The sequence below is a fragment of the Jiangella asiatica genome, from assembly GCF_004349065.1.
Lineage (GTDB): Bacteria > Actinomycetota > Actinomycetes > Jiangellales > Jiangellaceae > Jiangella > Jiangella asiatica.
Genome location: NZ_SMKZ01000001.1, coordinates 1 through 24742, shown reverse-complemented (window position 1 = coordinate 24742; position 24742 = coordinate 1). Strand labels below are relative to the sequence as shown.

At 72.0% G+C, this 24742-nt stretch carries 21 protein-coding genes; 8 read left to right on the top strand and 13 right to left on the bottom strand.

Annotated elements, in window-relative coordinates:
• Positions 1-10: 10 nt before the first annotated feature.
• The gene (gene pcrA / locus E1269_RS00110; RefSeq protein WP_131889771.1) at positions 11-2323 is read right to left on the bottom strand and encodes a DNA helicase PcrA; all 2313 of its coding nucleotides are present in this window, start codon (positions 2321-2323) and stop codon (positions 11-13) included.
• A gap of 187 nt (positions 2324-2510) precedes the next feature.
• Between pcrA and E1269_RS00105 the strand changes: the two genes are divergently transcribed.
• The gene (locus E1269_RS00105) at positions 2511-3200 is read left to right on the top strand and encodes a YwaF family protein (RefSeq protein WP_131889769.1); all 690 of its coding nucleotides are present in this window, start codon (positions 2511-2513) and stop codon (positions 3198-3200) included.
• 13 nt (positions 3201-3213) lie between these two features.
• On the opposite strand, the gene E1269_RS00100 is transcribed toward E1269_RS00105, so the two are convergent.
• The 5 genes from E1269_RS00100 to E1269_RS00080 all read right to left on the bottom strand — a co-directional run bounded on the left by E1269_RS00100 (position 3214) and on the right by E1269_RS00080 (position 7322).
• Positions 3214-4134, bottom strand: coding sequence for a hypothetical protein (locus E1269_RS00100; RefSeq protein ID WP_131889767.1), 921 nt, complete (start codon positions 4132-4134; stop codon positions 3214-3216).
• A gap of 25 nt (positions 4135-4159) precedes the next feature.
• Positions 4160-4582: a peptidase inhibitor family I36 protein gene (locus tag E1269_RS00095; RefSeq protein WP_162606148.1), complete on the bottom strand. Its 423-nt coding sequence runs from the start codon at positions 4580-4582 to the stop codon at positions 4160-4162.
• A gap of 128 nt (positions 4583-4710) precedes the next feature.
• Positions 4711-5046, bottom strand: a complete 336-nt coding sequence (locus tag E1269_RS00090; RefSeq protein WP_203432619.1) for a hypothetical protein — start codon at positions 5044-5046, stop codon at positions 4711-4713.
• Positions 5047-5244: 198 nt separating this feature from the next.
• Positions 5245-5928, bottom strand: coding sequence for a response regulator transcription factor (locus E1269_RS00085; protein ID WP_275263732.1), 684 nt, complete (start codon positions 5926-5928; stop codon positions 5245-5247).
• On the bottom strand, positions 5925-7322 hold the full coding sequence (locus tag E1269_RS00080; protein WP_162606147.1) for an ATP-binding protein: 1398 nt from the start codon (positions 7320-7322) through the stop codon (positions 5925-5927). Before E1269_RS00080 ends, E1269_RS00085 begins: the two co-directional genes overlap by 4 nt.
• A gap of 123 nt (positions 7323-7445) precedes the next feature.
• Between E1269_RS00080 and E1269_RS00075 the strand changes: the two genes are divergently transcribed.
• The gene (locus tag E1269_RS00075; protein ID WP_131889757.1) at positions 7446-8816 is read left to right on the top strand and encodes a PspC domain-containing protein; all 1371 of its coding nucleotides are present in this window, start codon (positions 7446-7448) and stop codon (positions 8814-8816) included.
• Positions 8813-9022 carry a hypothetical protein gene (locus tag E1269_RS00070; RefSeq protein ID WP_131889755.1) on the top strand — a complete coding sequence of 70 codons (210 nt, stop codon included), beginning with the start codon at positions 8813-8815 and terminating at the stop codon, positions 9020-9022. The genes E1269_RS00075 and E1269_RS00070 overlap by 4 nt, the downstream gene beginning before the upstream one ends.
• Before the next feature lie 152 nt (positions 9023-9174).
• Here the strand turns inward: E1269_RS00070 and E1269_RS00065 are convergent, their stop codons facing one another.
• Together E1269_RS00065 and guaA are read right to left on the bottom strand one after the other, a co-directional pair.
• Entirely contained in the window at positions 9175-10206 is a 1032-nt protein-coding gene (locus E1269_RS00065; protein WP_131889753.1) for a glycerophosphodiester phosphodiesterase family protein, read from the bottom strand.
• 157 nt (positions 10207-10363) lie between these two features.
• Positions 10364-11938, bottom strand: a complete 1575-nt coding sequence (gene guaA / locus E1269_RS00060; protein ID WP_239000716.1) for a glutamine-hydrolyzing GMP synthase — start codon at positions 11936-11938, stop codon at positions 10364-10366.
• A 361-nt stretch (positions 11939-12299) separates the two neighbouring features.
• On the opposite strand from guaA, the gene E1269_RS00055 reads away from it, so the two are divergent.
• Both E1269_RS00055 and E1269_RS00050 read left to right on the top strand, forming a co-directional pair.
• A complete protein-coding gene (locus tag E1269_RS00055) occupies positions 12300-14042 on the top strand; it encodes an ABC transporter ATP-binding protein (RefSeq protein WP_131889749.1) in 1743 nt (580 codons plus the stop codon).
• A complete protein-coding gene (locus E1269_RS00050; protein ID WP_203432618.1) occupies positions 14039-15811 on the top strand; it encodes an ABC transporter ATP-binding protein in 1773 nt (590 codons plus the stop codon). Before E1269_RS00055 ends, E1269_RS00050 begins: the two co-directional genes overlap by 4 nt.
• Before the next feature lie 345 nt (positions 15812-16156).
• Here E1269_RS00050 and E1269_RS00040 read toward each other — a convergent pair whose 3' ends face one another.
• The 3 genes from E1269_RS00040 to guaB form a co-directional block, all read right to left on the bottom strand.
• On the bottom strand, positions 16157-17725 hold the full coding sequence (locus E1269_RS00040) for a succinic semialdehyde dehydrogenase (protein WP_131889747.1): 1569 nt from the start codon (positions 17723-17725) through the stop codon (positions 16157-16159).
• Positions 17726-17784: 59 nt separating this feature from the next.
• Positions 17785-18894: a GuaB3 family IMP dehydrogenase-related protein gene (locus E1269_RS00035; RefSeq protein ID WP_131889745.1), complete on the bottom strand. Its 1110-nt coding sequence runs from the start codon at positions 18892-18894 to the stop codon at positions 17785-17787.
• 63 nt (positions 18895-18957) lie between these two features.
• Positions 18958-20481 (bottom strand): IMP dehydrogenase, encoded by a 1524-nt coding sequence (guaB, locus tag E1269_RS00030; RefSeq protein ID WP_131889743.1) that lies wholly within the window; start codon positions 20479-20481, stop codon positions 18958-18960.
• 400 nt (positions 20482-20881) lie between these two features.
• Here guaB and E1269_RS00025 point away from each other — a divergent pair, with 400 nt between their 5' ends.
• On the top strand, positions 20882-21421 hold the full coding sequence (locus tag E1269_RS00025) for a hypothetical protein (RefSeq protein WP_131889741.1): 540 nt from the start codon (positions 20882-20884) through the stop codon (positions 21419-21421).
• 4 nt (positions 21422-21425) lie between these two features.
• Here E1269_RS00025 and E1269_RS00020 read toward each other — a convergent pair whose 3' ends face one another.
• Positions 21426-21779, bottom strand: coding sequence for a VOC family protein (locus E1269_RS00020; protein ID WP_131889739.1), 354 nt, complete (start codon positions 21777-21779; stop codon positions 21426-21428).
• A 52-nt stretch (positions 21780-21831) separates the two neighbouring features.
• Between E1269_RS00020 and E1269_RS00015 the strand changes: the two genes are divergently transcribed.
• Positions 21832-22341, top strand: coding sequence for a TetR/AcrR family transcriptional regulator (locus E1269_RS00015; protein ID WP_131889737.1), 510 nt, complete (start codon positions 21832-21834; stop codon positions 22339-22341).
• On the opposite strand, the gene E1269_RS00010 is transcribed toward E1269_RS00015, so the two are convergent.
• On the bottom strand, positions 22331-23509 hold the full coding sequence (locus E1269_RS00010; protein ID WP_131889735.1) for a pyridoxal phosphate-dependent aminotransferase: 1179 nt from the start codon (positions 23507-23509) through the stop codon (positions 22331-22333). The genes E1269_RS00015 and E1269_RS00010 overlap by 11 nt on opposite strands.
• Positions 23510-23543: 34 nt before the next feature.
• Between E1269_RS00010 and E1269_RS00005 the strand changes: the two genes are divergently transcribed.
• Positions 23544-24536 carry a nucleoside hydrolase gene (locus E1269_RS00005; RefSeq protein ID WP_131889733.1) on the top strand — a complete coding sequence of 331 codons (993 nt, stop codon included), beginning with the start codon at positions 23544-23546 and terminating at the stop codon, positions 24534-24536.
• The last annotated feature ends 206 nt before the right edge of the window (positions 24537-24742 follow it).

Sequence of the window (24742 nt, the reverse complement as noted above, 5' to 3'; positions counted from 1 at the left end):
TCGACGCGGCTCAGAGCTTCTCGACCGGGGCGTAGCGCAGGAGCAGGGTCTTCAAGCCGGTCTCGCCGAAGTCGACCGTGGCCTGGGCGTGCTCGCCGGAGCCGGAGGTTGCGACAACGGTGCCCAGGCCGAACGCATCGTGGGTCACCCGGTCGCCGGCGGACAGCACCGGGATCGGCCGGGTGCGGCCGCCACCGCCGCGACCACTGACCGGTTGCCGGCGCAGCGGCGGGGGCGTGGTCCATTTCACCTGGTCGGCCTCGGTGCGCCGCCAGTCGATCAGCTCGTCCGGGACCTCTGCGAGGAACCGGGACGCGGGGTTGTGCGCCGGTGACCCCCACGCGCTGCGCAGCAGGGCCCGGGACAGGTAGAGCCGCTCGCGCGCCCGGGTGATGCCGACGTAGGCCAGCCGGCGTTCCTCCTCCAGCTCCTGCGCGTTGCCGCCCAGCGAGCGCTGGTGCGGGAAGACGCCGTCCTCCATCCCGGTCAGGAACACCACCGGGAACTCCAGGCCCTTCGCCGTGTGCAGCGTCATCAGCGTGACGACGCCCTCGTGGTCGTCGCCCTCGGGGATCTCGTCGGCGTCGGCGACCAGGCTGACCTGCTCGAGGAACCCGGTCAGCGAGCCGTCGGAGTCCTCACTCGCCTCGTACTCGCCGGCGACGGCGACCAGCTCGCGCAGGTTGTCCAGGCGGGTCTCGTCCTGGGGGTCGTCGGACTCGGACAGCTCCACCGAGTACCCGGTGCGGTCGAGGGTCGCCTCCAGCACGGCGGCCGGGCCGACGCCGTCGTCGGCCAGGGCCCGCAGCTCGTCGGTGAGCTCGAGGAAGCCCTCGATGGCGCGCACCGACCGGGTGGCGATGCCGGGCGCGTCGGCGGCGTGGCGCAGCGCCTGCCAGAACGTGGTGCCGTCGCGCTGCGCCAACGCCTCGACCATGGCCTCGGCGCGGTCGCCGATGCCGCGCTTGGGGACGTTGAGGATGCGCCGCAGCGACACGGTGTCCTCGGGGTTGGCCAGGAAGCGCAGGTATGCCAGCGCGTCGCGGATCTCGCGCCGCTCGTAGAACCGGGTGCCGCCGACGACCCGGTACGGCAGGCCGACCCGGACGAAGATCTCCTCCAGCACCCGGGACTGCGCGTTGGTGCGGTAGAACACCGCGATGTCGCCGGCCTTGGCCAGGCCCTCGTCGCCGAGCCGGTCGATCTCGTCGGCGACGAACTGTGCCTCGGCGTGCTCGTCGTCAGCCACGTACCCGACGATCTTGGCGCCGTCGCCGCTCTCGCTCCACAACCGCTTCGGCTTGCGGCCGGAGTTGCGGGCGATGACGGAGTTGGCAGCGGACAGGATGGTCTGCGTGGAGCGGTAGTTCTGCTCCAGCAGGATGACCCGGGTGTCGGGGAAGTCGGACTCGAACTGCAGGATGTTGCGGATGGTGGCGCCGCGGAAGGCGTAGATGGACTGGTCGGCGTCGCCGACGACGCACAGTTCGGCCGGCGGGACGGCGGGCGCGTCGCCGTCGGCCTGGACACCGGTGCCGACCAGCTCGCGCACCAGCACGTACTGAGCGTGGTTGGTGTCCTGGTACTCGTCGACGAGGACGTGGCGGAACCGGCGCCGATAGTTCTCGGCGACCTCGGGAAACGCTTGCAGCAGGTGCACCGTCGTCATGATGAGGTCGTCGAAGTCGAACGCGTTGGCCTCGGTGAGCCGGCGCTGGTACAGCTCGTACGCCTCGGCGACCATGCGCTGGTGGTGGCTGTCGGCCTTGGCCAGCGCGGTCTCGTAGTCGATCAGCTCGTTCTTGAAGCTGCTGACCTCGTAGGTGAACTGGCGCGGCGGGTACCGGCGAGGGTCGAGGTCGAGCTCGCGGCAGACCAGCGTCATGAGCCGCTGCGAGTCGGCTTGGTCGTAGATGGAGAACGACGACGTGTAGCCGAAGTGCTTGGCCTCGCGCCGGAGGATGCGCACGCAGGCGGAGTGGAACGTGGAGACCCACATGATGGCCGCGCGCTTGCCGACGAGATCGGTGACGCGCTCCTTCATCTCACCGGCGGCCTTGTTGGTGAACGTGATGGCCAGGATGGAGCCGGGGTGGGCGTTGCGCTCCCCCAACAGATAGGCGATGCGCCGGGTGAGCACGCGCGTCTTGCCCGACCCCGCGCCGGCGACGATGAGCAGCGGCGCGCCGGCATGCGTGACAGCCTCGCGCTGCGGACCGTTGAGCCCGTCGAGGAGCGCCTCGGGATCCCGAGACCGCCGTTTGACCGGCTTCTCCGGCGCGTCGGCCGTCGTCAGGGTGAGGTGGTCGAAGAGGGCGCTCATTGCCGGCCTGTCACACTCGCCTTCCTGGTCGTTCGGCGCTGGCGCACCCAGCCTATGCCCGTCCGCCGACAGAGTCCGTCCGAACACGCATACGAACGCCGCCGTTCCGCCCGGGGCCCGGCGATGCGGTCGTCACCCGGGGCATGCCGGCCGGGCGAAGCGGGAAAGGTCCCTGTCGGGAGCGGTGATGCGGATCGCGAGGTTCTCGTCGTACGGCACCTCCCACCAGGTGGTGCTGGCGGCTCTCGTCGCGCTCGCGGCCTGGCTGGTGGTCCGGGGGAGGACCCTGCGCGGCACGCCCGGGGCGGAGCGGCTCAGCCGGGCCTTCGCCGCCGGCTTCCTGGCGCTCACGCTGCCGCTTCAGATCTACTTCAACCTGCCCGGCCGCTTCGCGCTGGATCTGTCCCTGCCCATCCAGCTGTGCGACCTGGCCTGGCTCGCGTCCGTCCACGCACTGGTCACCCATCACCGCTGGTCGGTCGCGCTGACCTACTACTGGGGTCTCACGCTCAGCGTCCAGCCGATCCTCACGCCCGACCTGGCCGCGGACTTCCCGGAGCCGGGCTTCATCCTCTACTGGTCGATGCACGGCCTGACGGTCGTGACGGCGGTCTTCCTGACCTGGGGTCTCGGCCTCACCCCGGACTGGGGCTCGTACCGGGTGGCCGTCGCGGCGACGGCGCTGTGGGCGGTGACGGTGTTCGCGTTCAACGCCGCAGCCGACACCAACTACGGCTTCCTCAACGCCAAACCGGACTCGGCGTCCGTCCTGGATCTGTTCGGCCCGTGGCCCTGGTACGTCGTCGTCGAGACGGTGCTCCTCGCCGGCGTGTGGGCACTGATCACGTTGCCCTGGGTACGCAGGTCGCGGCGGTGAGCCGGCGGCCGGCTCAGCGCGCCGCGGCGCGGGCGTGTGCGACCTGGTCGTCGAGCAGCGCGCGGTAGGCGTCGAACCCGTCCTGGTTCTGCGCGATCAGCTCGGACTGATACTCGGCCTCGACCGCGGACCAGACCGCGATCAGCCCGGTGGAATCCTTGCAGGCGACATCGGCCACGGCGGTGGCGATCTCGTCGGCGCCGGCGACGTCGGTGCTCCACCAGGCCGGGTCGTCGTTGGCCTCCATGGGTGCGTCGTACCGGTAGCCGGCGGCGGCCATGCACGCCGACCAGGCCGCGAACGCGTCCTGGACCCGGGGGTCTGCCATCGCGCCGTGCCAGGCGTCGGCCTGGACCTCGGACACCAACAGCTCGCCCTCGCGCAAGGTGGCTTCGTTGCCGACCGCCGTCACCTCGTCGGCCTCGTGCAGGCAGCCGTCGTCGGCACCGTCCTGGGTGCCGACCAGCGCCGTGAGCTCGGCCTCGGTGTGCGACTCGTAGAACTCCTGGCGTACGTCGGTGGTGTCGGGCGGGTGGTAGCCGTGGCGGGCGGCCACCTCGGGGTCGGCGACGGCGTATCGGCGCTCGTGCTTGTCGGCGGCGTCGGCAGCGTCGACGGCGTCCGCGGCGGCTCCTCCGGCGGAGCCGAACGGCAACGGGTCGGCATCGGCCGCGTCGAACCCCCGCGCCTCGAAGCAGTCACGCACGGCCGCCTCGGCAGCCGCGGCGAGCACCTCGTCCTCGGCCTCGGAGAACGCGTACTCGTCCAGCGGCAGCACCAGCTCGGCGGGCTGGCGGTCCGCGACCTGGCCGGCGCTTCTGGCCGCGGTGACGGAGTCGGCGACGACGGCGACATCGTCACTGCGTGCGCCCCCGCAGCCGGCGACGGCCAGTGCCAGCGGCAGGACGATGAGGACGGTGGTTCGGGCGGTCATGCGGTGGCCTCTCGGATGCCACCCGTCAGCCGCACATCAGGGGCTTCTTGTGGCACCAGTTGAACGATGCATTGTCGTTGTACGTATCGCCGAGATTTCGCCACGTCAGCGGCGACACGTCGTCAGCCGGGCCAGCATAACCGGAATTGAAGTAGATGCGCGCGGTGAAGTAGCCGTCGCGGTTGTCGACTGAGGCGGCATTGTTCTTGACGCTGAGACCGGAGCCCTGACCGGGAGCAACAAACGTGTACTGACCGAGGTCGGGCACCTTGTACCGAAAGTCGTGGTCGGCGCCGCCGGCGCCGGAGTTGAAGTAGAAGCACAGCTCCAGGCCCTCGCAGCCGCCGTCGTGCTCGGCGGCCGACGCCGAGCGCGCGAGGCCGGCGAGCAGGGCGCCGGACACGCCCAGGATCGCGATAGCGCTGATCAGACGCCTGCTGAACGTCACCTGGACCTCCCGCTCCGTACCGCGGCGGCCACACCCCACGCCGTTCGGCGCGTGAGCAGGCGCGGCCGCGTGCCCACCCTAACCGACCGCGGTCGGCAGGTCGGAGCGGACCTGGAGACCGGGGGTGGTCAGCTCCAGAGGACGGCGACGAAGACGTTCGCGGCGGAGAGTCCGAACAGCGTGAAGAACATGCCGCCGGAAATGCCGGGACGCTTCCGATTCATCCAGCACAGCACTGTGATCACGAGCGCTACGGCGAGTTTCACGCCGATCTTCGCGTTGTCGACGTCCTTGTCGAGCGACGACACGCCCTCGGCCAGGCCGACCATGGCCACGCCGGTGACGACCTGCGTCATCACGCCATGCATCATGGCCAGGTTCACCACTCGCCCACCCCGGGCGCTCAGCTGCACCATCAGGCCACCGATCAGGCTGGCCAGTCCGAAGAAGTGCAGGACCAGCACGAGGTCGTAGACCAGCTCCATGATCACCTTTCCCGTGTCCGAGGCCGGCCCACACCCTACTACGTCACGTCGTATATCCGCGCCGCGGGAGCGTCACGTCTCCGTGTCATCACCAGGCCCTGCCCGACCCTCACGAGGTTTGCAAGGCTGGTGGGACACGAGATTTCGTGGTGAACGTGATCATTTCAGCCTGGGTGGTCAGACGAGGCGGCGATCGGTGGCCCAGCGGGTGAGCTCGTAGCGGTTGGAGAGCTGGAGCTTGCGCAGCACCGCGGACACGTGCGTCTCGACCGTCTTGACCGAGATGAACAGCTCCTTGGCGATCTCCTTGTACGCGTAGCCGCGCGCGATCAGCCGCAGCACCTCGCGCTCGCGCTGGGTGAGGCGGTCGAGGTCGTCGTCGACGGACGGCGCCTCGGTGCCGGCGAACGCGTCGAGCACGAACCCGGCCAGCCGCGGCGAGAAGACCGCGTCGCCGTCGGCCACCCGTCCCACCGCCGCGACGAGGTCGTCGCCGGTGATGGACTTGGTGACGTAGCCGCGGGCGCCGGCGCGGATGGTGCCGATGACGTCCTCGGCGGCGTCGGAGACCGACAGCGCCAAGAACCGCACCGACGCGGCCTTGGGGTGCACCTGCCGGATGACCTCGCCGCCACCGCCGCCAGGCAGGTGCACGTCCAGCAGCACCACCTCGGGCTTCGTCTCGAGGATGACCCGCACCGCCTCGGCGGTGTCGGCGGCCTCGCCGACGACGTCGACGGACGAGGCCTGGGCCAACTCCGCCCGGACACCGGTGCGGAACATCGCGTGGTCGTCGACGAGGACGACCGTCACCGGGCCGGCGTCGGCCGGCCTGCCCTCGTCTGGCCTGGTCTCGCTCACGTGCTTCTCCTCGTCGACAGTCGGACCTCGGTGCCCTCGCCGGGCGCGGATCGGATGGTCGCCTCGCCGCCGTGCCGTTCCATACGCCCGATGACCGAGCGTCGCACACCGAGCCGGTCGTCGGGGACGGAGTCCGGGTCGAAACCGGCGCCGCGGTCGCGCACGAAGACCTCGACGCCGTCGTCGGAGACCTCCACGAAGATGTCGATCTTGTCCGCGCCGGAGTGCTTGGCGGCGTTGACGGTGGCCTCGCGAGCGGCTTTGAGGATGGCGCGGGCTGCGGCGTCGATCTCGGCGTCGCCGACGGTGACCACCTCGACCGGCGTGCCGAACGCGTCCTCGACCTCGGCGGCCATCTTGGTGAGCGCGGCGGCCAGCGACGAGCCGTCGTCGACGAGGTCACTGTACAGCCACGCGCGCAGGTCGCGCTCCTGGCTGCGGGCGAGCCGGACGACGGCGCGCTGGTCGTGCGCCTGCTTCTGGATCAGTGCCAGCGTCTGCAGGACGGAGTCGTGCAGGTGGGAGGCCATGTCGGCGCGTTCCTGCGAGACGATGCGGGCGCGCCGCTCGGTCTCGAGATTGCGCCAGAGCTTCCACAGCCACGGTCCGAGGATCAGGCCGACGCCGATGAGGATGACCAGGACGCCGCCGAGTGCGTCCATGGTGGCGTCGAACTGGCCCTGACCGACCAGGAACACCACCACGCCGGCCACGACGACACCCGCGCCGGCGACGACGCGCATGACGGCGATCCAGCCGCCCTTGCCGGTGAGCGCGGCCAGCCACGGCACGTTCGGCGACAAGGCGGAGAAGCGCTGCCGCTCTTGCTCGTCCGCGGCCCGCCACACCAGCGTCAACCCGGCCGCGGCCAGCACCAGCGGGAGGAAGACCCCCGGACTCACGCCGAGCGGGGTCTGCTGCACCAGGAGCCACACCCCGGCGCCGAGCACCACCAGGGCGGCCAGCTGGCCGAGATCGCCGGTGCGCTGCGCGAGCGTGCGGCGGCGGCGCTTGCCGGTCCGGGTGGCGGCCGCGATGCCGGCCGGCGCGTCCTCGTCGGCCTCGCGGGCGACGGCCTCGTCGAGCGGGGTGAAAATCCACAATGCGAGGTAGAGCACGACCCCGAACCCGGAGACTGCACTCAGCAGGCTGAACGCGACCCGCACCGCCAGCGGCTGCACCTTGAACTGGGCGGCGAGCGCGACCGCGACGCCGGCGACCATGCGGCCGTCGGAGCGCCGCACGAATCGCGGCGGCGCGCCGGGATCGAGGGCGGCCGTGGCGCGTGCCGACGACCCGCCCGCGCCCGCGCGACCCGTCGCCCCACCGGTTCCCGGGCGCGCCGAAGCGCCGGCGGCCGGTTGGGCAGCCGGAGGCGTCGGCGCGGTACTCATGTCATCGATACTCACACGCGCACGCGCGCGCCGCCATGCGGGACGACCCGGAGATCGGACCAGGGGGTTGTTCGGGGTCATCCCCGATGGCCGGCGGGGCGTCGCCTCGGCATCATCGATGTCATGAGCAACGTGCCACCCGTCCCGCCCTCGTCGCAGACGCCTCCGAGCGTCTCCGAGGAGTTCCGGTCCCTGCGCCGCAGCCGGTCCGACCGTGTGGTCGCCGGTGTGCTCGGTGGCCTCGGCCGCCGCCTGGGCATCGACCCCGTCGTGCTGCGGGTGGCCACCGTGGTGCTGGCCATCTTCGGCGGCGTCGGCGTGCTCCTCTACGCCGTCGCCTGGCTGCTGGTGCCGGCCGAGGGCGACGACGGCTCGATCCTCGACCAGGCGCTCGGGCGCGGCGAGCGCCGCAACCCGGGCACCACGCCGCTGGCCCTGCTGCTCGCGATCGTCGGCCTGACGGCCGGCATCGGCATCATCGCCGGTTCGTGGGACGGCGGCGTGCTGCTCTTCCTGGCCGGCGCCGGGCTGTTCGTGCTGCTGCGCCGACGCGACGACGACGGCGACCGCGCCGCGTCCGCTTCCGGCGACCCGCCGCAGGCCTGGGTCGACGCCCCCGGCGAGGCGCAGTACGCCCCGCCCGGCACCGTCCCGGTCACCGGCGTCGCCGGCCACTCCAGCGCCGGAGCCGCTGGGGCCGCCGGCATCCAGGTGCACGCGGACGCGTCCGCCGGCACCGGCACGGACTCCGCCGCCGGCACCGGTCCCGCCGATCTCACGCCGCCCGGCACCGTGCCGACCACCGGCTGGCCGGAGGGCCCGGACTGGGGACCGGCCGCGCCGGTGGAGCCCGAACCGGAGCAAGCACCGCCCGCGCGCAGGAAGCAGCGCTCGGCGCTCGGACCGATCACCGTCTTCGCGGCGCTCGTCGCCGTCGGCGTGCTGGCCGTCAACGACGTCTACTGGGCCGAGTACCCCGCAGCCATGTACGTGGCGGTGCCGCTGGGCATCGTGGCGGTGGGCCTGTTGGTCGGAGCCTGGTACGGCCGGTCCCGCGGACTCATCGCGCTGGGCATCCTGCTGGCCCTGGCGCTGGTCCCGGCAGCCTGGGCGTCGCAGTGGGACTACGGCAACGTGGGCGACGCGACCTTCACCTACTCGACCGTCGCCGAGGTGCCCACCGAGAGCCAGTCCCACGCTGCCGGCACGATCCACTACGACCTGTCCGACCTCACCCTGACCGACACCAGCGCGCCGGTACGGCTCGGCGTCGAGCAGGGAGCCGGCGACCTGACCATCACCGTTCCACGCGACGCCGATGTCACCGTGAACGCCTCCATGGGCGCCGGCGACCTGACCATGTTCGGTGAGAACCGCGACGGCCTGGGCCAGGAGATCCGCGAGCTCGTCGACGAAGGGCCCGACGGTCCTGGCGGCGGGGAGATCGTGCTGGATCTGGAGCTGGGCTTCGGTGACCTGGAGGTGACGCGATGAAACGCCACGAGACCGACGTCGTGTCCCTCGTCTTCGGACTTCTCTTCCTGGGAGTGAGCGCCATGTGGCCGTTCGTGCACTACGACGTGCTCGGCCTGTCCGGCCTGGAGGTCGCCATGCCGGTTCTCCTGGTCTCGATCGGCCTGGCCGGGCTGCTGGCCTCGCTCAGCAAGCTGCGCCGCGAGCGCGACCCCGAAGAGTCCTGACGTCCCCCGCGGTCCCGCCGTCACGCCTTGACCCACCACTGTCCTGGATCCGTGGGCGGGCCTCCGGAATGATCACGTTCAGCACGTGATCTCGTGTCACACCATGCTCGCAATCATGGTGAGGCTCGGGTGATCCTGCTGAACGTGATCATCTACGTGGCGTAGGCCGACGGGAAGTCCGCACGGGCGGCGACGGCGGTGTCGGGGTGGTCGGCGAGCACGCCGTCCACCCCGGCCGCGAGGAAGACGCTCAGCTCACCGAGGGCGTCGCCGTGCGCGGCCGCCTCCGGGCCGCGGCGGCGGTCGGCCGGCAGGAACGAGTTCTCGTCGCGGAAGGTCCACGCGTGCACGGCCATGCCGAGCGCGTGCGCGTCGGCCACCAGGCGTCCGGGCGGGCCGAGCCGGCCCTCGGGGTCGCGCGGCACCACCAGCGACTTGTGCACGCCCAGCGCCGTCGCATATGCGGACACCTCCCGCAGCCCGGTCGGGGTCAGCAGGTCGGCGTAACGGCGGCCGTCGCCGGCCCGCTCCCAGTCGTACGGGCGGCCGGTGATGTCGACCTTCTGCACCAGTGGCATCGACGTGCGGGCGGCGAGGCGGCGCAGGGCGGCGGGCTCGCGGCACTGGACCTGGACGGGCACGCCGGCGCGCTCGAGCCGGAACCCGCGCACGGCGTCCAGGAAGGCGTCCTCGATCGTGAGGCCGCGCTCGGCAAGGTGAGTGGGGTGCTTGAGCTCCGGGTACAGCCCGACCGGGCGGCCTCGACGCCGGCCGGCGTCGACGGCGAGGTGGACGATCTCGTCGAACGTGGGGATCGGCAGACGGTCGTAGGTCTGGTTGGCCGGCCGCAGCGCCGGGATGCGTTCACGGGCGAACAGCGTCCTGATCTCGGCGAGGGTGAAGTCCTCGACGAACCAGCCGGTCAGCTCGCGCCCGTCGACGATGCCGGTGCGACGGCGCTCGGCGAACTCCGGCCGCTCGGCGACGTCCGTGGACGCCGACAGCTCCAGGTCGTGCCGGGCGACGAGGACACCGTCGGCCGTGAGCACGAGGTCGGGCTCGATGAAGTCGGCGCCGAGGTCGGCGGCGAGCTGGTAGGCGACGAGGGTGTGCTCCGGCCGGTACCCGCTCGCGCCGCGGTGCGCGATGACCAGCGGGCGCGAGCGGCCGACGGTGTCCGACATGTGGTCAGGCTAGGAGCGCACCGTGTCACGTCGACCACACCGATTCGAATACGGCGTGACGCACGGCCCAACGCCGCGACGCAACCGGACATCTCCGATGATCATCAACGGTTGGGTACATCATGACGTCGCCAACCGTTGATGATCATGGGACGGGCTACTCCCACTCGATGGTGCCGGGCGGCTTGCTGGTGACGTCGAGCACGACACGGTTGACCTCGCGCACCTCGTTGGTGATGCGGGTGGAGATGCGCTCGACGACGTCGTAGGGCAGCCGCGACCAGTCGGCGGTCATGGCGTCCTCGCTGGACACCGGGCGCAGCACGATCGGGTGCCCGTAGGTGCGCCCGTCGCCCTGCACGCCGACCGACCGGACGTCGGCCAGGAGGACGACGGGGAACTGCCACACGTCGCGGTCGAGCCCGGCCGCGGTCAGTTCCGCGCGGGCGATGGCGTCGGCTCGGCGCAGGATGGCCAACCGTTCGGCGTCGACGGCGCCGACGATGCGGATGGCCAGGCCCGGGCCGGGGAAGGGGTGCCGCCACACCATCTCCGGCGGCAGGCCGAGCTGCTCGCCGACCGCGCGGACCTCGTCCTTGAACAGTGTGCGCAGCGGCTCGACCAGGGTGAACTGGAGGTCGTCGGGTAGCCCGCCGACGTTGTGGTGGCTCTTGATGTTGGCCGTACCCTCACCGCCACCGGACTCGACGACATCGGGGTAAAGCGTGCCCTGCACGAGGAACTCAACGGACTCCACACCGTCCGCGCCGGCCTTGGCGACGATGTCGCGCGCGGCCTGCTCGAAGACCCGGATGAACTCGTGGCCGATGATCTTGCGCTTCTCCTCCGGGTCCTCGACGCCCTTGAGCTGGGTGAGGAAGCGGTCGGCGGCGTCCACGACGTGCAGGTCGACGCCGGTGGCGGCGACATAGTCGCGCTCGACCTGCTCCGACTCACCCTCGCGCATGAGCCCGTGGTCGACGTAGACGCAGGTGAGCTGGTCGCCGACGGCGCGCTGCACCAGCGCGGCGGCCACCGCGGAGTCGACGCCGCCGGACAGCGCGCAGATGACCCGCTTGTCGCCGACCCTCGCGCGCACCGCCTCCACCGTCTCCTCGACGATGTTCACCATGGTCCAGGTGGGCCGGACGCCGGCGATTCCGTACAGGAAATGCTCGAGCACCGCCTGTCCGTGCTCGCTGTGCAGGACCTCCGGGTGCCACTGCACCCCGGCCAGGCCGCGTGCGGTGTCCTCGAACGCCGCCACCGGGGTGTCGGGTGTCGCCGCGAGCACCTCGAAGCCGGCCGGGGCCTGGGTGACGGAGTCGCCGTGGCTCATCCAGACGTTCGCGCCGCTCTCGATACCTTGCAGCAGGACGCCCTGGTGGTCGACGGCGACCTGGGTGCGGCCGAACTCCGACCGGCCGGTGCGCTGGACGGTGCCGCCGAGCGCGCGCGCCATGGCCTGGAACCCGTAGCAGATGCCGAAGGCCGGCACGCCGGCCTGGAACAGCGCGGGATCGACCGACGGTGCCGCCTCGGCGTAGACACTCGACGGGCCGCCGGACAGGATGATGGCCTTCGGTTTGCGGTCCAGCATCCGCTGGACCGGCATGGTGTGCGGGACGATCTCGGAGTAGACCCGCGCCTCACGCACGCGGCGCGCGATGAGCTGGGCGTACTGGGCTCCGAAGTCGACGACGAGAACGGTGTCATGGGAGGTGTCGGCCACCTGCCCGAGCGTAGTGCAGACCTTGGCAGGTCGTCGCGGGTACGTTAGGGTCCGACCGCGCAATAGCGGGGCAGGCTGTAAGTTCGCCGGTCGACGCCAGGATGCGCGGCGCGGTGCACCGTCCAGCTCGGCGACCCCTGCCGGACGGCGCGTCGCGCCGTACACCGAGCCGGTGCGGCTGCGGCCCGGACGGTACGACGTCGACGTGCGTGCGACGGACCAGGCCGGCGATCCCGCGACGACGTCCGAGCGGCTGCTGGCGAAGCGTCTCCACGCGGGTGATCCCGGACGAGTGGGAACGATTCCACCCACCGGAAAACCAGATGCACCCTGTCGGTGACCGTTCGTACTGTTGGATGTCGTGCGCGCTCTCCCTTTCGCCGACCCCGGCGTCCCCGACACTCGCTCCCGCACCAGGTTCCTGACCTGGCTGGCGCGGGCGCAGTGGCGCACGCTCGCCATCGGCGCCTTCTTCGGCATCACCTGGATGCTCTCGCAGGCGCTGATGCCGTGGGCCATCGGCCACGGCATCGACGGCATCGTCGACGACGACACCTCCTCGACCGCCCGCTGGGCCGCGCTGGTCGGTGTCCTGGGGCTGGCCCAGGCGCTGTTCGGGGTGGCGCGGCACCGCGCCTCGGTCGCCAACTGGCTGTACGCCGCGTTCCGGGTCATCCAGGTGGTCTCCCGGCACACCGCGCGGACCGGGCCGGCCGTGCCGAAGGCCATGCCGACCGGTGAGGTCGTGGCCACCGTGTCCAGCGACTCGATGCACATCGGGCACGCCATGGAAGTCACGCCGCGCTTCGCCGGCGCCATCGTCTCCTACGCCGTCGTGTCGGGCATCGTGTTGACCACGTCGGTCCCGCTCGGGTTGATGGTGCTCATCGGGGTGCCGCTGCTGGTGGTGGCGATGGGCCCGATCATCCGGCCGCTGCAGCAGCGCCAGCGCCGCCAGCGTGAGGCGCTCGGCGACCTCACCGCGCTGGGTGCGGACACCGTGGCCGGGCTGCGGGTGCTACGCGGCATCGGCGGCGAGCGGGTGTTCACCCGCCGCTACGCCGAGCGCTCCGAGACCGTCCGCGGCGCGGGCGTCAAGCTCGCCAGCACCCAGGCGCTGCTCGACGCGGTGCTCGTCCTGCTGCCGGGCATCTTCCTGGTGCTGCTCACCTGGGTCGGCGCCCGGCTGGTGCTCGACGGCTCGATCGAGCCCGGCGCACTCGTGGCGCTGTACGGCTACGCGTTCTTCCTGCTCATGCCGGTACGCACCGCCGGCGAGATGGCGTTCGCCGCCACCCGCGCGGTGGTGGCCGCCCGGCGGGTCCTGGCGGTGCTCGCCGTCGAGCGTGAGGTCGTCGACCACGCACCCCGCAAGCCGGTCGCTGTTCCGGCGGGCCAGGACGTTCCCTCGGCGGTCCCGCCTGCCGGCGCCCTGGTCGACGACGTCACCGGGCTTCGGGTCGAGCCCGGTTCGCTCACCATGCTGGTGTCGGACGACCCGACGTTCACCGCCGCGTTGGCCGACCGCCTCGGGCGGCTGGTACCCGAGGCCCGGGTCCGCTTCGGCGGCGTGCCACTCGACGAGGTCCCCGTCGCCGAGGTCCGCCGACGCATCGTCGTCAGCGACCCGGAGCCCACGCTGTTCACCGGCACGCTGCGCGGCGGGCTCGACCCGTACGGCCGGCACGACGACGCCGCCCTGGCCGCCGCCATGGGAACCGCATCCGCCGGCGACGTCCTCGAGACGCTGCGCGAAGGCTTGGACTCCATGGTCGAGGAGCGTGGCCGCTCGCTGTCCGGCGGGCAGCGCCAGCGGGTCGCGCTCGCCCGGGTGCTGGTCAACGACCCCGAGATCCTCGTGCTGGTCGAGCCCACCAGCGCGGTCGACGCGCACACCGAGGCCGCCATCGCCCAGCGGCTGCGCGACGCCCGCGCCGGACGCACCACCGTCGTCGTCACGGCCAGCCCGCTGATGCTGGCCACCGCCGAGACCGTCGTCTGGTTCGACGACGGCCGACCGGCCGCCGTGGGCACCCATGACGAGCTCATGAGCACCACCCCCGCCTACCGCCGCACCGTCACCCGAGAGGAGGACCCGGAGTGAGCACCGCGTCGACCGCTCTGCCGGTCTCGTCGCCCGCCCAGGTCAGGCAGGAGGCCCGCCTGCTGTTCCGCCGGCACCGCGGCGCGCTCTCCATCGCGCTGAGCGTGCACGTGCTGGCGGCCGCCGCCGGCCTGGCCGGCCCGTTCCTGCTCGGCCGGATGATCGACGGCGTCATCGAGGGCACCACCACGACGCGCATCGACGTGTTGGCCGCCGCTCTGGCCGGGTTCATCATCGTCCAGGCGCTGCTGACCCGGGTCGCCACCAAGCGCTCGCTGGTGCTCGGCGAGCGGGTCTTCGCCGAGCTGCGCGAGTCATTCATCGCGCGGGTGCTGCACCTGCCGCTGTCCACCGTCGAGCGGGCCGGCACCGGCGACCTCGTCGCACGCACCACCGGCGACATCGACGCGCTGTCGCGCACGGTCCGATTCGCGGTGCCGGAGATCCTCGTCGCGGTGGTCACCACCGTGCTGACGCTCACCGCCGCGGCCATCACCGGGCCGCTGGTGGCCGCCGGCGCCATCGTCGGCGCACCGCTGCTCATCGCTGGCACCCGCTGGTACCTCAACCGCGCCCGCGCCGGCTACCTGTGGGAACGGGCGTCGTACGCCACCTTGAACGGCACCGTCACCGAGACCGTCGACGGCGCCCGCACCGTCGAGGCGCTGGGCCTGGCCGGGGTCCGGGTCACCCGCATCGACGACGACCTCCGCGAGACGTTCGCGGCCGAGCGACGCACCCTGTTCCTGCGCAGCGTCTGGTTCCCCACCGCCGAGATGGCCTACGCGCTGCCGGTGGTGGCCACGCTGGCCTGGGGCGCCTGGCTGGCCTCGGCCGGGCACGCCACGGTGGGCCAGGTCACGGCAGTGGTCCTCTACATGGTGCAGATCGTCGACCCGGTCGACCGGCTGGTCTCCTGGCTCGACGAGCTGCAGGTGGGCCTGTCGTCGTTCGCCCGGGTGGTCGGCATCGGCAACGTGCAGCCCGACCGCTACCCCACCGGCGCCGAGCCCGACGGCGAGGACATCCGGGCCGACGATGTCCGCTACGCCTACGTCAAGGGCCAGGACGTGCTGCACGGGGTGTCGCTCGACCTGGCACACGGCGAACGGCTGGCCATGGTCGGGCCGTCCGGTGCCGGCAAGTCCACGCTCGGACGGCTGCTCGCCGGCATCCACCCGCCGCGCACCGGCCGAGTCGACGTCGGCGGCGTCCCGCTGGTCGACCTCGAGGTCGACCAGCTGCGCCGCGAGGTCGTGCTGGTCACCCAGGAGCACCACGTGTTCGTGGGCACGCTGCGCGACAACCTGGCGCTGGCCGCCCCGAACGCCTCCGACGACGAGCTGCGCCACGCGCTGGCCGCCGTCGACGCCATCGAGCTCGCCGACGCGCTGCCCGAGGGCCTCGCCACCGTCGTCGGCTCCGGCGGGCACCCGGTCGGGCCGGCGTTCGCACAGCAGATCGCGCTGGCCCGCATCGTGCTCGCCGACCCCCACACGCTGGTGCTCGACGAGGCGACGTCGCTGCTCGACCCGCGGGCGGCACGGCACTTGGAACGATCGCTGTCGGCGGTCCTGCACGGCCGGACGGTCATCGCGATCGCCCACCGACTGCACACGGCCCACGACGCCGATCGGGTCGCTGTCGTCGAGGACGGCCGCATCGCCGAACTCGGCTCCCACGACGAGCTGGTCGCCGAGGGCGGCGCCTACGCCGCTCTGTGGGAGTCCTGGCACGGCACCCCCGCGCAGCCGGCGGACGCCCGCTGACCAGCCCGAAATGATCACGTTTAGCAGGATCACCTGAGCATCACCATGCTTGCGAGCATGGTGTGACACGAGATCTCGTGCTGAACGTGATCATTCGAACGGTCACGACGCTCAAGGTCTGAGCGGAATGGGCGGGACAGTCCCTGCGGGCCTACGCCCAGCGGTCGCTCGAGCGCGAGGCGTCCGTCCTGTTGCCCGACGAGGCCGGCGACGCCGTCCGGGCCATCGCCGCCCGGTCAGGCCCTCGCTGAGACGCTGGATGCCGACCTCCCCATCGTGGACCGGAAGCTCGCGGGAGCACCCGGGACGCGATGCCGAGTCCGCGACCTGCGTGGCGCATGAGCGTCAGCGGCGGCCGAGGCGGCGCATGGTCCGCAGGGAGCGCGTCATCAGCTCGGCGAACGCGTCGTAGTCCATGCCCGGCAGCGGCGTGATGCCGTGCGCGCGCTGCACGGCGATGGCCTGCGTGTCGGTGTAGCGCAAGATGCCCTCGCGACCGTGCCGGCGGCCCAGGCCGGAGGCTCCCATGCCGCCGATCGGGAGGTCATGGCTGCCCCACGCGGCCGCGTAGCCCTCGTTGACGTTGACGGTGCCCGAGCGCAGGCGGCGGGCGACCGCGACGCCGCGGCGCGGGTCGGACGTCCACACGCTGGCATTCAGCCCGAACGGGGTGTTGTTGGCCTGGTCGATCGCCTCGTCGTCGCTGCCGACGGTGTGTACGGCGACGACGGGGCCGAACGTCTCGACGTCGGCGGCCAGCATGCCGGGGCGGACGCCGTCGAGCACGGTCGGCTCGTGGAACCACGGGCCGAGGTCGGGCCGCGCACGGCCGCCGGTCAGGACCCGCGCGCCCTTGGCCGCGGCGTCCTCGACGTGCGCGGTGACCTTGTCGAGCTGGGCCTGCGACATCAGGGAACCCAGGTCGCGGGAGTAGTCGAACGCCGCGCCGACCCGCATGGAGTCGACGCGGTCGAGGAAGCGCTCGAGGAAGGCGTCGCGCACCGGCGCGGCGACGTAGAGCCGCTCCATGGACATGCACAGCTGCCCGGCGTTGGAGAAGCAGGCCCGGGCGGCGCACTCCGCGGCGCGGTCGAGGTCGGCGTCGTCGAGCACGAGCATCGGGTTCTTGCCGCCGAGCTCCAGGGACGCTCCGACCAGTCGCTCGCCCAGCCGGGCCGCCACGATCCGCCCCGTTGCGGTGGAGCCGGTGAACGAGACGTAGTCGGCGTGCTCGAGCACGGCACCGCCGATGAGCGGGCCGTCGCCGGACACGATCTGCCACAGCGCCTCCGGCACGCCCGCCTCGATGGCGATGGACCTGGCCAGCAGAGCCGTCAGCATGGCCTGCTGGTCCGGCTTGTGCAGCACGGCGTTGCCGGCGACGAACGCGGGCAGGCAGTCGGAGATAGCCAGGGTCAGCGGGTAGTTCCACGGCGAGATGACGCCGACGACCCCCTTGGGCCGGTAACCCTCGACCGCCCGGGTGAGACCGGGGACCAGCCCCAGCCGGCGGCGCTCGCGCAACACCCGCGGTCCGCGCGCGGCCACGTACCGTGCGGCCAGCGCGACGTCGGCGACCTCCTCGAAGGCGTCACGGCGGGCCTTGCCGGCTTCGGCCTGGACGAGGTCGGAGATCGCGGCCCGCCGACCGAGGACGAGGTCGTGGATGCGGCCGATGATGCGGGCCCGCTCGACCACCGGCCGGGTCGCCCAGCCGCGCGCGGCGTCGCGCGCCGCGGCGGCCGCCGTCGCGACGTCCTCGACGGTGGAGACCGGAACCTGGGCGATGGGGCGCCCGGTGAACGGCGCCACCGTGGCTACCCGATCGGCCCGCGGCCGGGCGACCACGCCGTCGACCAGCTGGTCGAGGAGGTGACGGTCGACAACGGCGTCGACGCTGACGGTGCTGCTCATCGGGACCAGCCTACGGCCTCACCCGATAGAGCGCTCGCGAGCGAGGACGCGAGGAATGCCTATCGCAGGACGGTGACCTCGACCCGCTGGAACTCCTTGACCTCGGTGTAGCCGGTGGTGGCCATGGCCCGGCGCAGCGCGCCGATGAGGTTCATCGAGCCGTCGGCGCGGTACGAAGGGCCGCCGAGGATCTCCGCCAGCGGGCCGATGGTGCCGACCTGGACCCGCTCGCCGCGCGGCAGGTCGGCGTGGTGGGCCTCCGAGCCCCAGTGCCAGCCGCGTCCGGGTGCCTCCGCGGCGCGGGCCAGCGGCGAGCCGACCATGACGGCGTCGGCACCACAGGCGATGGCCTTGGCGATGTCGCCGGACCGGCCGATGGAGCCGTCGGCGATGACGTGCACGTACCGGCCGCCGGACTCGTCGAGGTAGTCGCGCCGGGCAGCGGCGACGTCGGCCACCGCGGTCGCCATCGGGACGGTGAGGCCGAGCACCGAGCGGGTGGTGTGCGACGACCCGCCGCCGAAGCCGACCAGGACGCCGGCCGCGCCGGTGCGCATGAGGTGCAACGCCGCCTGGTACGTGGCGCAGCCGCCGACGATGACCGGCACGTCGAGCTCGTAGATGAACTGCTTGAGGTTCAGCGGCTCGGCCCGGCCGGAGACGTGCTCGGCGGAGACCGTGGTGCCGCGGATGACCATGATGTCAACCCCGGCATCGAGGACGGCCTGGTGGTAGCGCTTCACCCGGGGCGGGGACAGCGCGCCGGCCACCGTCACGCCGGCGTCGCGGATCTCGCGCAGCCGGTCGGCGATGAGGTCCTCACGCACTGGCGCGGCGTAGATCTCCTGCAGGCGGTTGAGCGCCTTGCCCTCCTCGAGCCCGGCGATCTCCTCCAGCAGCGGCTCGGGGTCCTCGTACCGGGTCCACAGCCCTTCGAGGTCGAGCACGCCGAGCCCACCGGTCTGCCCGAGGGCGATGGCGGTGGCCGGCGACATGACGGAGTCCATGGGCGCGGCCACGAGTGGGATCTCGAACCGATAGGCGTCGATCTGCCAGTGCGTCGAGACCTCCTCGGGGTCGCGGGTGCGACGCGAGGGCACGATGGCCACGTCGTCGAAGGCATAGGCTTGGCGGCCGCGCTTGCCTCGGCCGATCTCGATCTCCACCACCCGCACAGGCTATCGGAGCGCCCGGCCAGGTCCGGCACGCGCGTGCCGGACCGGGTGAGCGGGTCAGCGGCGCGAGGAGTAGTTGGGCGCCTCGACCGTCATCTGGATGTCGTGCGGGTGCGACTCCTTGAGCCCGGCGGCGGTGATGCGCACGAAGCGGCCGCGCTCCTGCAGCTCGGGAACGGTGCGGGCGCCGGTGTAGAACATCGACTGCCGCAGCCCGCCGACCAGCTGGTGGGTGACGCCGCCGAGCGGGCCGCGGAAGGGCACCTGACCCTCGACGCCCTCGGCGATCAGCTTGTCGTCGCTGCTGACGTCGGCCTGGAAGTACCGGTCCCTGGTGCCGGAGGTGGCGGCGCCGCGCTTGGTGAACGCGCCGAGGGAGGCCATGCCGCGGTAGGACTTGTACTGCTTGCCGTTGATGAAGATCAGCTCGCCGGGGCTCTCGGCGACACCGGCCAGCAGCGAGCCGAGCATGACGGTGTCGGCGCCGGCCACCAGTGCCTTGGCGATGTCGCCGGAGTACTGCAGGCCGCCGTCGCCGATGACAGGGATGCCGGCCGGCTTGGCGGCCAGCGCGGCCTCGTAGATGGCGGTGACCTGGGGGACCCCGACCCCGGCCACGACCCGCGTGGTGCAGATGGAGCCGGGGCCGATGCCCACCTTGATGCCGTCGACCCCGGCGTCGACCAGGGCCTGCGCGCCGGCGCGAGTGGCGACGTTGCCGCCGATGACGTCGATGCCCGCGGCCGCCGGATCGGCCTTGAGCTTGCGGACCATGTCCAGCAGGGCGCTGGTGTGGCCGTGCGCGGTGTCGACGACGAGCACGTCGACCCCGGCCTCGACCAGCGTCATGGCGCGCTCCCACGCGTCGCCGAAGAAGCCGACCGCGGCCGCGGCGACCAGCCTGCCCTCGTCGTCCTTGGTGGCGTTGGGGAACTCCTCGGACTTCACGAAGTCCTTGACCGTGATGAGGCCTTTGAGCCGGCCGGTGTCGTCGACCAGCGGCAGCTTCTCGATCTTGTGCTTGGCCAGAAGCGCGAACGCGTCGTCGGACTTGATGCCGACCGGGCCGGTCACCAGCGGCATGGTGGTCATGACCTCGCGCACCCTGCGGTCGTGGAACTCCGCGGCCGGGATGAAGCGGATGTCGCGGTTGGTGATGATGCCGAGCAGGACGCCGTCGTCGTCGGTGACCGGGAGGCCGGAGATGCGGTACTGCCCGCACATGCGGTCCATCTCGGCCAGGGTGGCCTCCGGCCCGATGGTGACCGGATCGGTGACCATGCCCGACTCCGACCGCTTGACGAGGTCGACCTGGTGTGCCTGGTTTTCGATGGACAGGCTCCGGTGCAGCACGCCGAGACCGCCCTGCCGAGCCATCGCGATGGCCATCCGCGCCTCGGTGACGGTGTCCATGGCGCTGGACAGCAGCGGGATGCTGACCGAGACGTTGCGCGAGACCCGCGATCTGGTGTCGACGTCGCTGGGGATGACGTCGGACTCGCCGGGCAGGAGCAACACGTCGTCGAAGGTGAGCCCGAGCGGCGCGAACGTCTCAGGCACGGCGGACTGCATGGGGTCCATGACACTTTCCTGGGCTCGAAGGCGGGGTTGGTCCCAGGGTAGCCGCGGACCCGTGCCGAGTGCCCGTCAGTCGGCCGTGATCGTCACCGCACGGACGCGGGAGCGGCTCACCGACACCGTCGCGGAGGCGCCGCCGCCTTCGCCCCATGATCATCAACGAACCGGCACATCACCTGTTGGTGATCACGGGAACAGCGCCGCGTGGTCGGCCGATCGCCTAGCCGATGGCGGCCAGCCTCACACCCGGCGCCTACGCACCGATGCGTAGGCGCGAATACGTTCCGCACCCGACGACCGCGACCGCGGCGGGGCGTGATCCTGCTGGTGGTCCTGGCGATGGGCCGCTCGTCCACGAAGGGCGGGCCGGACTCCGTCGTCGATGAGCGGAAGGAGCGGAACCATGGCGACCACAGTTACGACCCCAGCCGCGACCGTGCGGCGGCCGCGGCGGCTGGGTGGACGGCTGCGCAAGGCCGTTCTCGTCGTCCACATCCTGGCGGCGGGTGCCTGGGTCGGGATCGACGTCGTCATGGCCGTCTTCGTCTTCACGGCGCTGGCCAGCGACTCCGACCAGACGGTGGCACTGAGCTACCAGGCGCTGGAGATGTTCGCGGTGTGGCCGATGACGGCGGCCGGGATGCTCTGCCTGGCCAGCGGGATGGTGCTCGGGCTGGGCAGCAAGTACGGCCTGGTGCGCTACTGGTGGGTGGCGGTGAAGCTGCTGCTGAACGTGCTGCTGTCGACGCTGGTACTGGTGGCGCTGCGGCCGGGCGTGCAGGAGGCCGCGGAGCAGGGCCGGCGGCTGGCCGCGGGCGAGGCGGCGACGATCCAGACGAGCGACCTGGTGTTCCCGCCGATCGTCTCGCCGACCCTGCTGGTGGTGGCGTTCCTGCTGTCGGTCTACAAGCCGTGGGGGCGGCTGCGGAAGTCCACCCGCTGAGCGGTCACTCGGTATCGGCGGCGCTCTGGTCGAAGACGTGGATGACGTTGCCGGCCGGGTCGGCGAACGACACCGAGCGGCCGCCGGGCAGGTCGATCGGGTCACCCACCCAGCGGAAGCCGGCGTGTTCCTTCATGAACGTCTCGACGTCGTCGACCTCGTAGAACGGGCCGGAGTTCCACCGTTCGCCGCCATCCGGCGGCACGTCGAGCATGAGCTGGACCGGCGAGCCGGGCAGGCCGAACGCGACGGTGGACTCGCCCTCGCGCCAGGCCTCGTCCAGCCCGAGCTCGTCGCGGTAGAAGGCCAGCGCGGGGGCGAGTTCGGGCACGGACACGTAGATGTACGTGAGCTTCATGCCGAAACCGTAACGACGTTACGGCAAACCGTCAACGTGTTACGCTGTTCGAGTGCCAGAGTGGGTTCCGGTTCCGGGCTCGGTGAAGGCCCGGCTCATCGAGGCCGCCCTCCACCATTTCGAGCAGGCGGGGTACGAAGCGGCCACCGTCACCGAGCTCGCCTCGAAGGCCGGCGTCACCACCGGCTCGCTCTACCACCACTTCGGGTCGAAACTCGGGCTCTACACCGTCGTCCGCGACGACCTGGAGAAGCGCATCACCGACCGCATCGAAGGCGCGGCCGCGGCCGTCGGCGGCACCGGACGGGCGGCTGCCCGCGCAGCCATCCTGGTGGCCTTCGACGCCGCGGTCCGGTTCGGCACCTGCCGGTTGCTCGGCGAGACCGCGCCGGCCGACCGGCCCGACCCGGTCCGCATCGCCCTGGACACCACGCTTCCCCGTGACGCCGGGCCGGCCGCCGTCGTGCTGGCCGCGGCCTGGCGAGCGGCGCTGCTGGAGGTGTCGGCCGGCACGCCGGCCGACACAGTGCGCCGGGCCCTCGAGTTCACCCTCAGCGACTGACGCGGCCGAGACGGCCCAGGCGATCGACGGCTTCGCGCAGGACGTCGTCGCGCTTGCAGAAGGCGAACCGGACCAGCGACCGGGCCGCGTCCGGATCGTCGTAGAACACCGAAACCGGGACCGCGGCCACCCCGGCCAGCTCGGGCAGCCGCTGGCAGAGCTCGACGCCGTCGTCGAAGCCGAGCGGTGCGGCATCGGCGACGACGAAGTAGGTCCCGCGCGGCACCGACACCTCGAACCCGGCCGCGCGCAGCCCGTCGCAGAGCAGGTCTCGCTTGGCCCGCAGGCCGGTGGCGAGCGAGCGGTAGAAGTCGTCGCCCAGGCCCAGCGCCGTCGCGACCGCGGGCTGCAACGGCCCGGCGTTGACGAACGTGAGGAACTGCTTCACCGCCCGGGCCGCGGCCACCAGCTCGGCCGGGCCGTGCAGCCATCCGACCTTCCAGCCGGTGACGGAGAACGTCTTGCCGGCCGAGGAGATGGTGACCGTCTGCTCACTCATGCCCGGGAGCGTGGCCATCGGGACGTGGACGGCGTCGTCGTAGACCTGGTGCTCGTACACCTCGTCGGTGACGACGACGGCGCCGTGCTCACGCGCCAGCTCTGCGATGAGCTCCAGTGTGGCGCGGCCGAACACCGTGCCGGTCGGGTTGTGCGGGCTGTTGAGGAGCACGACCCGGGTGCGCGGCCCGAACGCGGCCCGCAGCTCGATCTCGTCGACGGCGAAGTCGGGCCAGCGCAGCGTCACGGTACGGCGGACGGCGCCGGCCAGTGCGACGGACGCGGCGTAGGAGTCGTAGACGGGGTCGAACGTGACGACCTCGTCGCCGGGCTCGCACAGCGCCATGATGGTGGCCGCGATGCCCTCGGTGGCGCCGGCCGTCACCAGGACCTCGCTCTCGGGGTCGACGTCCATGCCGTAGAACCGCTTCTGGTGCTGGGCCACCGCCTCGCGCAGCGCCGGGACGCCCGGGCCGGGCGGGTACTGGTTCCGGCCTGAGTGGATCGCCGCGGCCGCGGCATCCAGGATGAGCCGCGGCCCGTCGGTGTCCGGGAAGCCCTGGCCGAGGTTGATGGCGCCGGTGCGGGTGGCCAGCGCCGTGATCTCGGCGAAGATCGTGGAGGTGAACGGGCGCATCCGCTCGACCAGGGCCGGCTGACGCAGGGGCATCCGGCCACGGTAGCCCACGGCAGAATGTGGGCGCATGACCGTGGCCAGCGATCGGAACCGCCACATCGTCCTCGACACCGACTGCGGCATCGACGACGCGCTCGCCCTGCTCTACCTGGCCGGGCGGCCCGACGCCGACCTCGCCGCCGTCACGACCGTCTACGGCAACGCGCCGCTCGAGGCCGTGGTGCGCAACGTCGGGTACGTCCTGGAGCTGGCCGGGCTGCCCGGCGTCCCGGTCGCGGTCGGTGCCCCCGGCCCGATCGCCGGCACGGCCCGCATCGCCTCGCACGTGCACGGCGCCGACGGGCTCGGCGACGTCATCGCCGACAAGGAACCGCCACGCAACCTCGTCGACCACGGCGCCGCACGGTTCCTCGTCGACCTCGCCCGCGAGCGGCCCGGGTACTACGACCTGCTGGCGGTCGGCCCGCTCACCAACGTCGGGCAGGCACTGGAGATCGAGCCGGAGCTGCTGACGTCGTTCCGCTCGGTCGTGATGATGGGCGGTTCCGGTCCGTTCCCGCCGCTGGGTGCGGTCCAGCTGGTCGACGCCAACGTCCAGAACGACCCCGAGGCGGCCCGCCGGGTGGTGCACGCGCCCAGGAACCGGCTGGTCAGCGTGGGAGTGAACGTCACGACGACCACCATCGTCGACGAGGCGGCGCTGGCCCGGCTGCACGGGTCCGGGACAAGGTGGGGCGAGTTCGCCGGCGCGGTGCTGGAATCGTACGCGGACTTCTACCAGTACGCCTGGGGCCGCCGCGTGTCACCCGCGCACGACGGGCTGGCCGCGGCACTCCTGGTGGAACCGGCCTGGATCGCCGCCAGCCGCACCGGCCCGATGAACGTCACCTCCGACGGCTTCTCGGTCAGGGCGCACCTGATGCGGACGGCAGACGGCGGCCCGGTGGCCTGGTCAGCGGGCCAGGCGCCGGACTCCGTCGTCGTCACCGACGTGAACCGCGAGGGGTTCCTGGCCGACTTCCTCGGCATCCTGGCGACCGGTGGCGGCTCCACGTGGTAGCCCGGACGGTAGGGCCTTGGGCGTTTGATTTTGATGCAGTTGGCCCTCCCGGGAAGATTTCCGGAGGTCCGGACACTTAGGATGTGTGGAGCCCCGGAGCACCACTTGTGCTCCGACGCGTCTACCCGGCAGTGGGTAGCTGGTTCGGCGGTCGGCTTTGACCGTCTCCAACGGACCCCTGCCCATTCGATGGAGACCCCGTGGCG

Excerpts from the sequence above, each read along its gene's own strand:
- pcrA (WP_131889771.1), bottom strand. The coding sequence starts at position 2,323 with ATGAGCGCCCTCTTCGACCACCTCACCCTGACGACGGCCGACGCGCCG.
- E1269_RS00105 (WP_131889769.1), top strand. The coding sequence starts at position 2,511 with ATGCGGATCGCGAGGTTCTCGTCGTACGGCACCTCCCACCAGGTGGTG.
- E1269_RS00100 (WP_131889767.1), bottom strand. The coding sequence starts at position 4,134 with ATGACCGCCCGAACCACCGTCCTCATCGTCCTGCCGCTGGCACTGGCC.
- E1269_RS00080 (WP_162606147.1), bottom strand. The coding sequence starts at position 7,322 with ATGAGTACCGCGCCGACGCCTCCGGCTGCCCAACCGGCCGCCGGCGCT.
- E1269_RS00075 (WP_131889757.1), top strand. The coding sequence starts at position 7,446 with ATGAGCAACGTGCCACCCGTCCCGCCCTCGTCGCAGACGCCTCCGAGC.
- E1269_RS00070 (WP_131889755.1), top strand. The coding sequence starts at position 8,813 with ATGAAACGCCACGAGACCGACGTCGTGTCCCTCGTCTTCGGACTTCTC.
- E1269_RS00065 (WP_131889753.1), bottom strand. The coding sequence starts at position 10,206 with ATGTCGGACACCGTCGGCCGCTCGCGCCCGCTGGTCATCGCGCACCGC.
- E1269_RS00040 (WP_131889747.1), bottom strand. The coding sequence starts at position 17,725 with ATGAGCAGCACCGTCAGCGTCGACGCCGTTGTCGACCGTCACCTCCTC.
- guaB (WP_131889743.1), bottom strand. The coding sequence starts at position 20,481 with ATGGACCCCATGCAGTCCGCCGTGCCTGAGACGTTCGCGCCGCTCGGG.
- E1269_RS00025 (WP_131889741.1), top strand. The coding sequence starts at position 20,882 with ATGGCGACCACAGTTACGACCCCAGCCGCGACCGTGCGGCGGCCGCGG.
- E1269_RS00020 (WP_131889739.1), bottom strand. The coding sequence starts at position 21,779 with ATGAAGCTCACGTACATCTACGTGTCCGTGCCCGAACTCGCCCCCGCG.
- E1269_RS00010 (WP_131889735.1), bottom strand. The coding sequence starts at position 23,509 with ATGCCCCTGCGTCAGCCGGCCCTGGTCGAGCGGATGCGCCCGTTCACC.
- E1269_RS00005 (WP_131889733.1), top strand. The coding sequence starts at position 23,544 with ATGACCGTGGCCAGCGATCGGAACCGCCACATCGTCCTCGACACCGAC.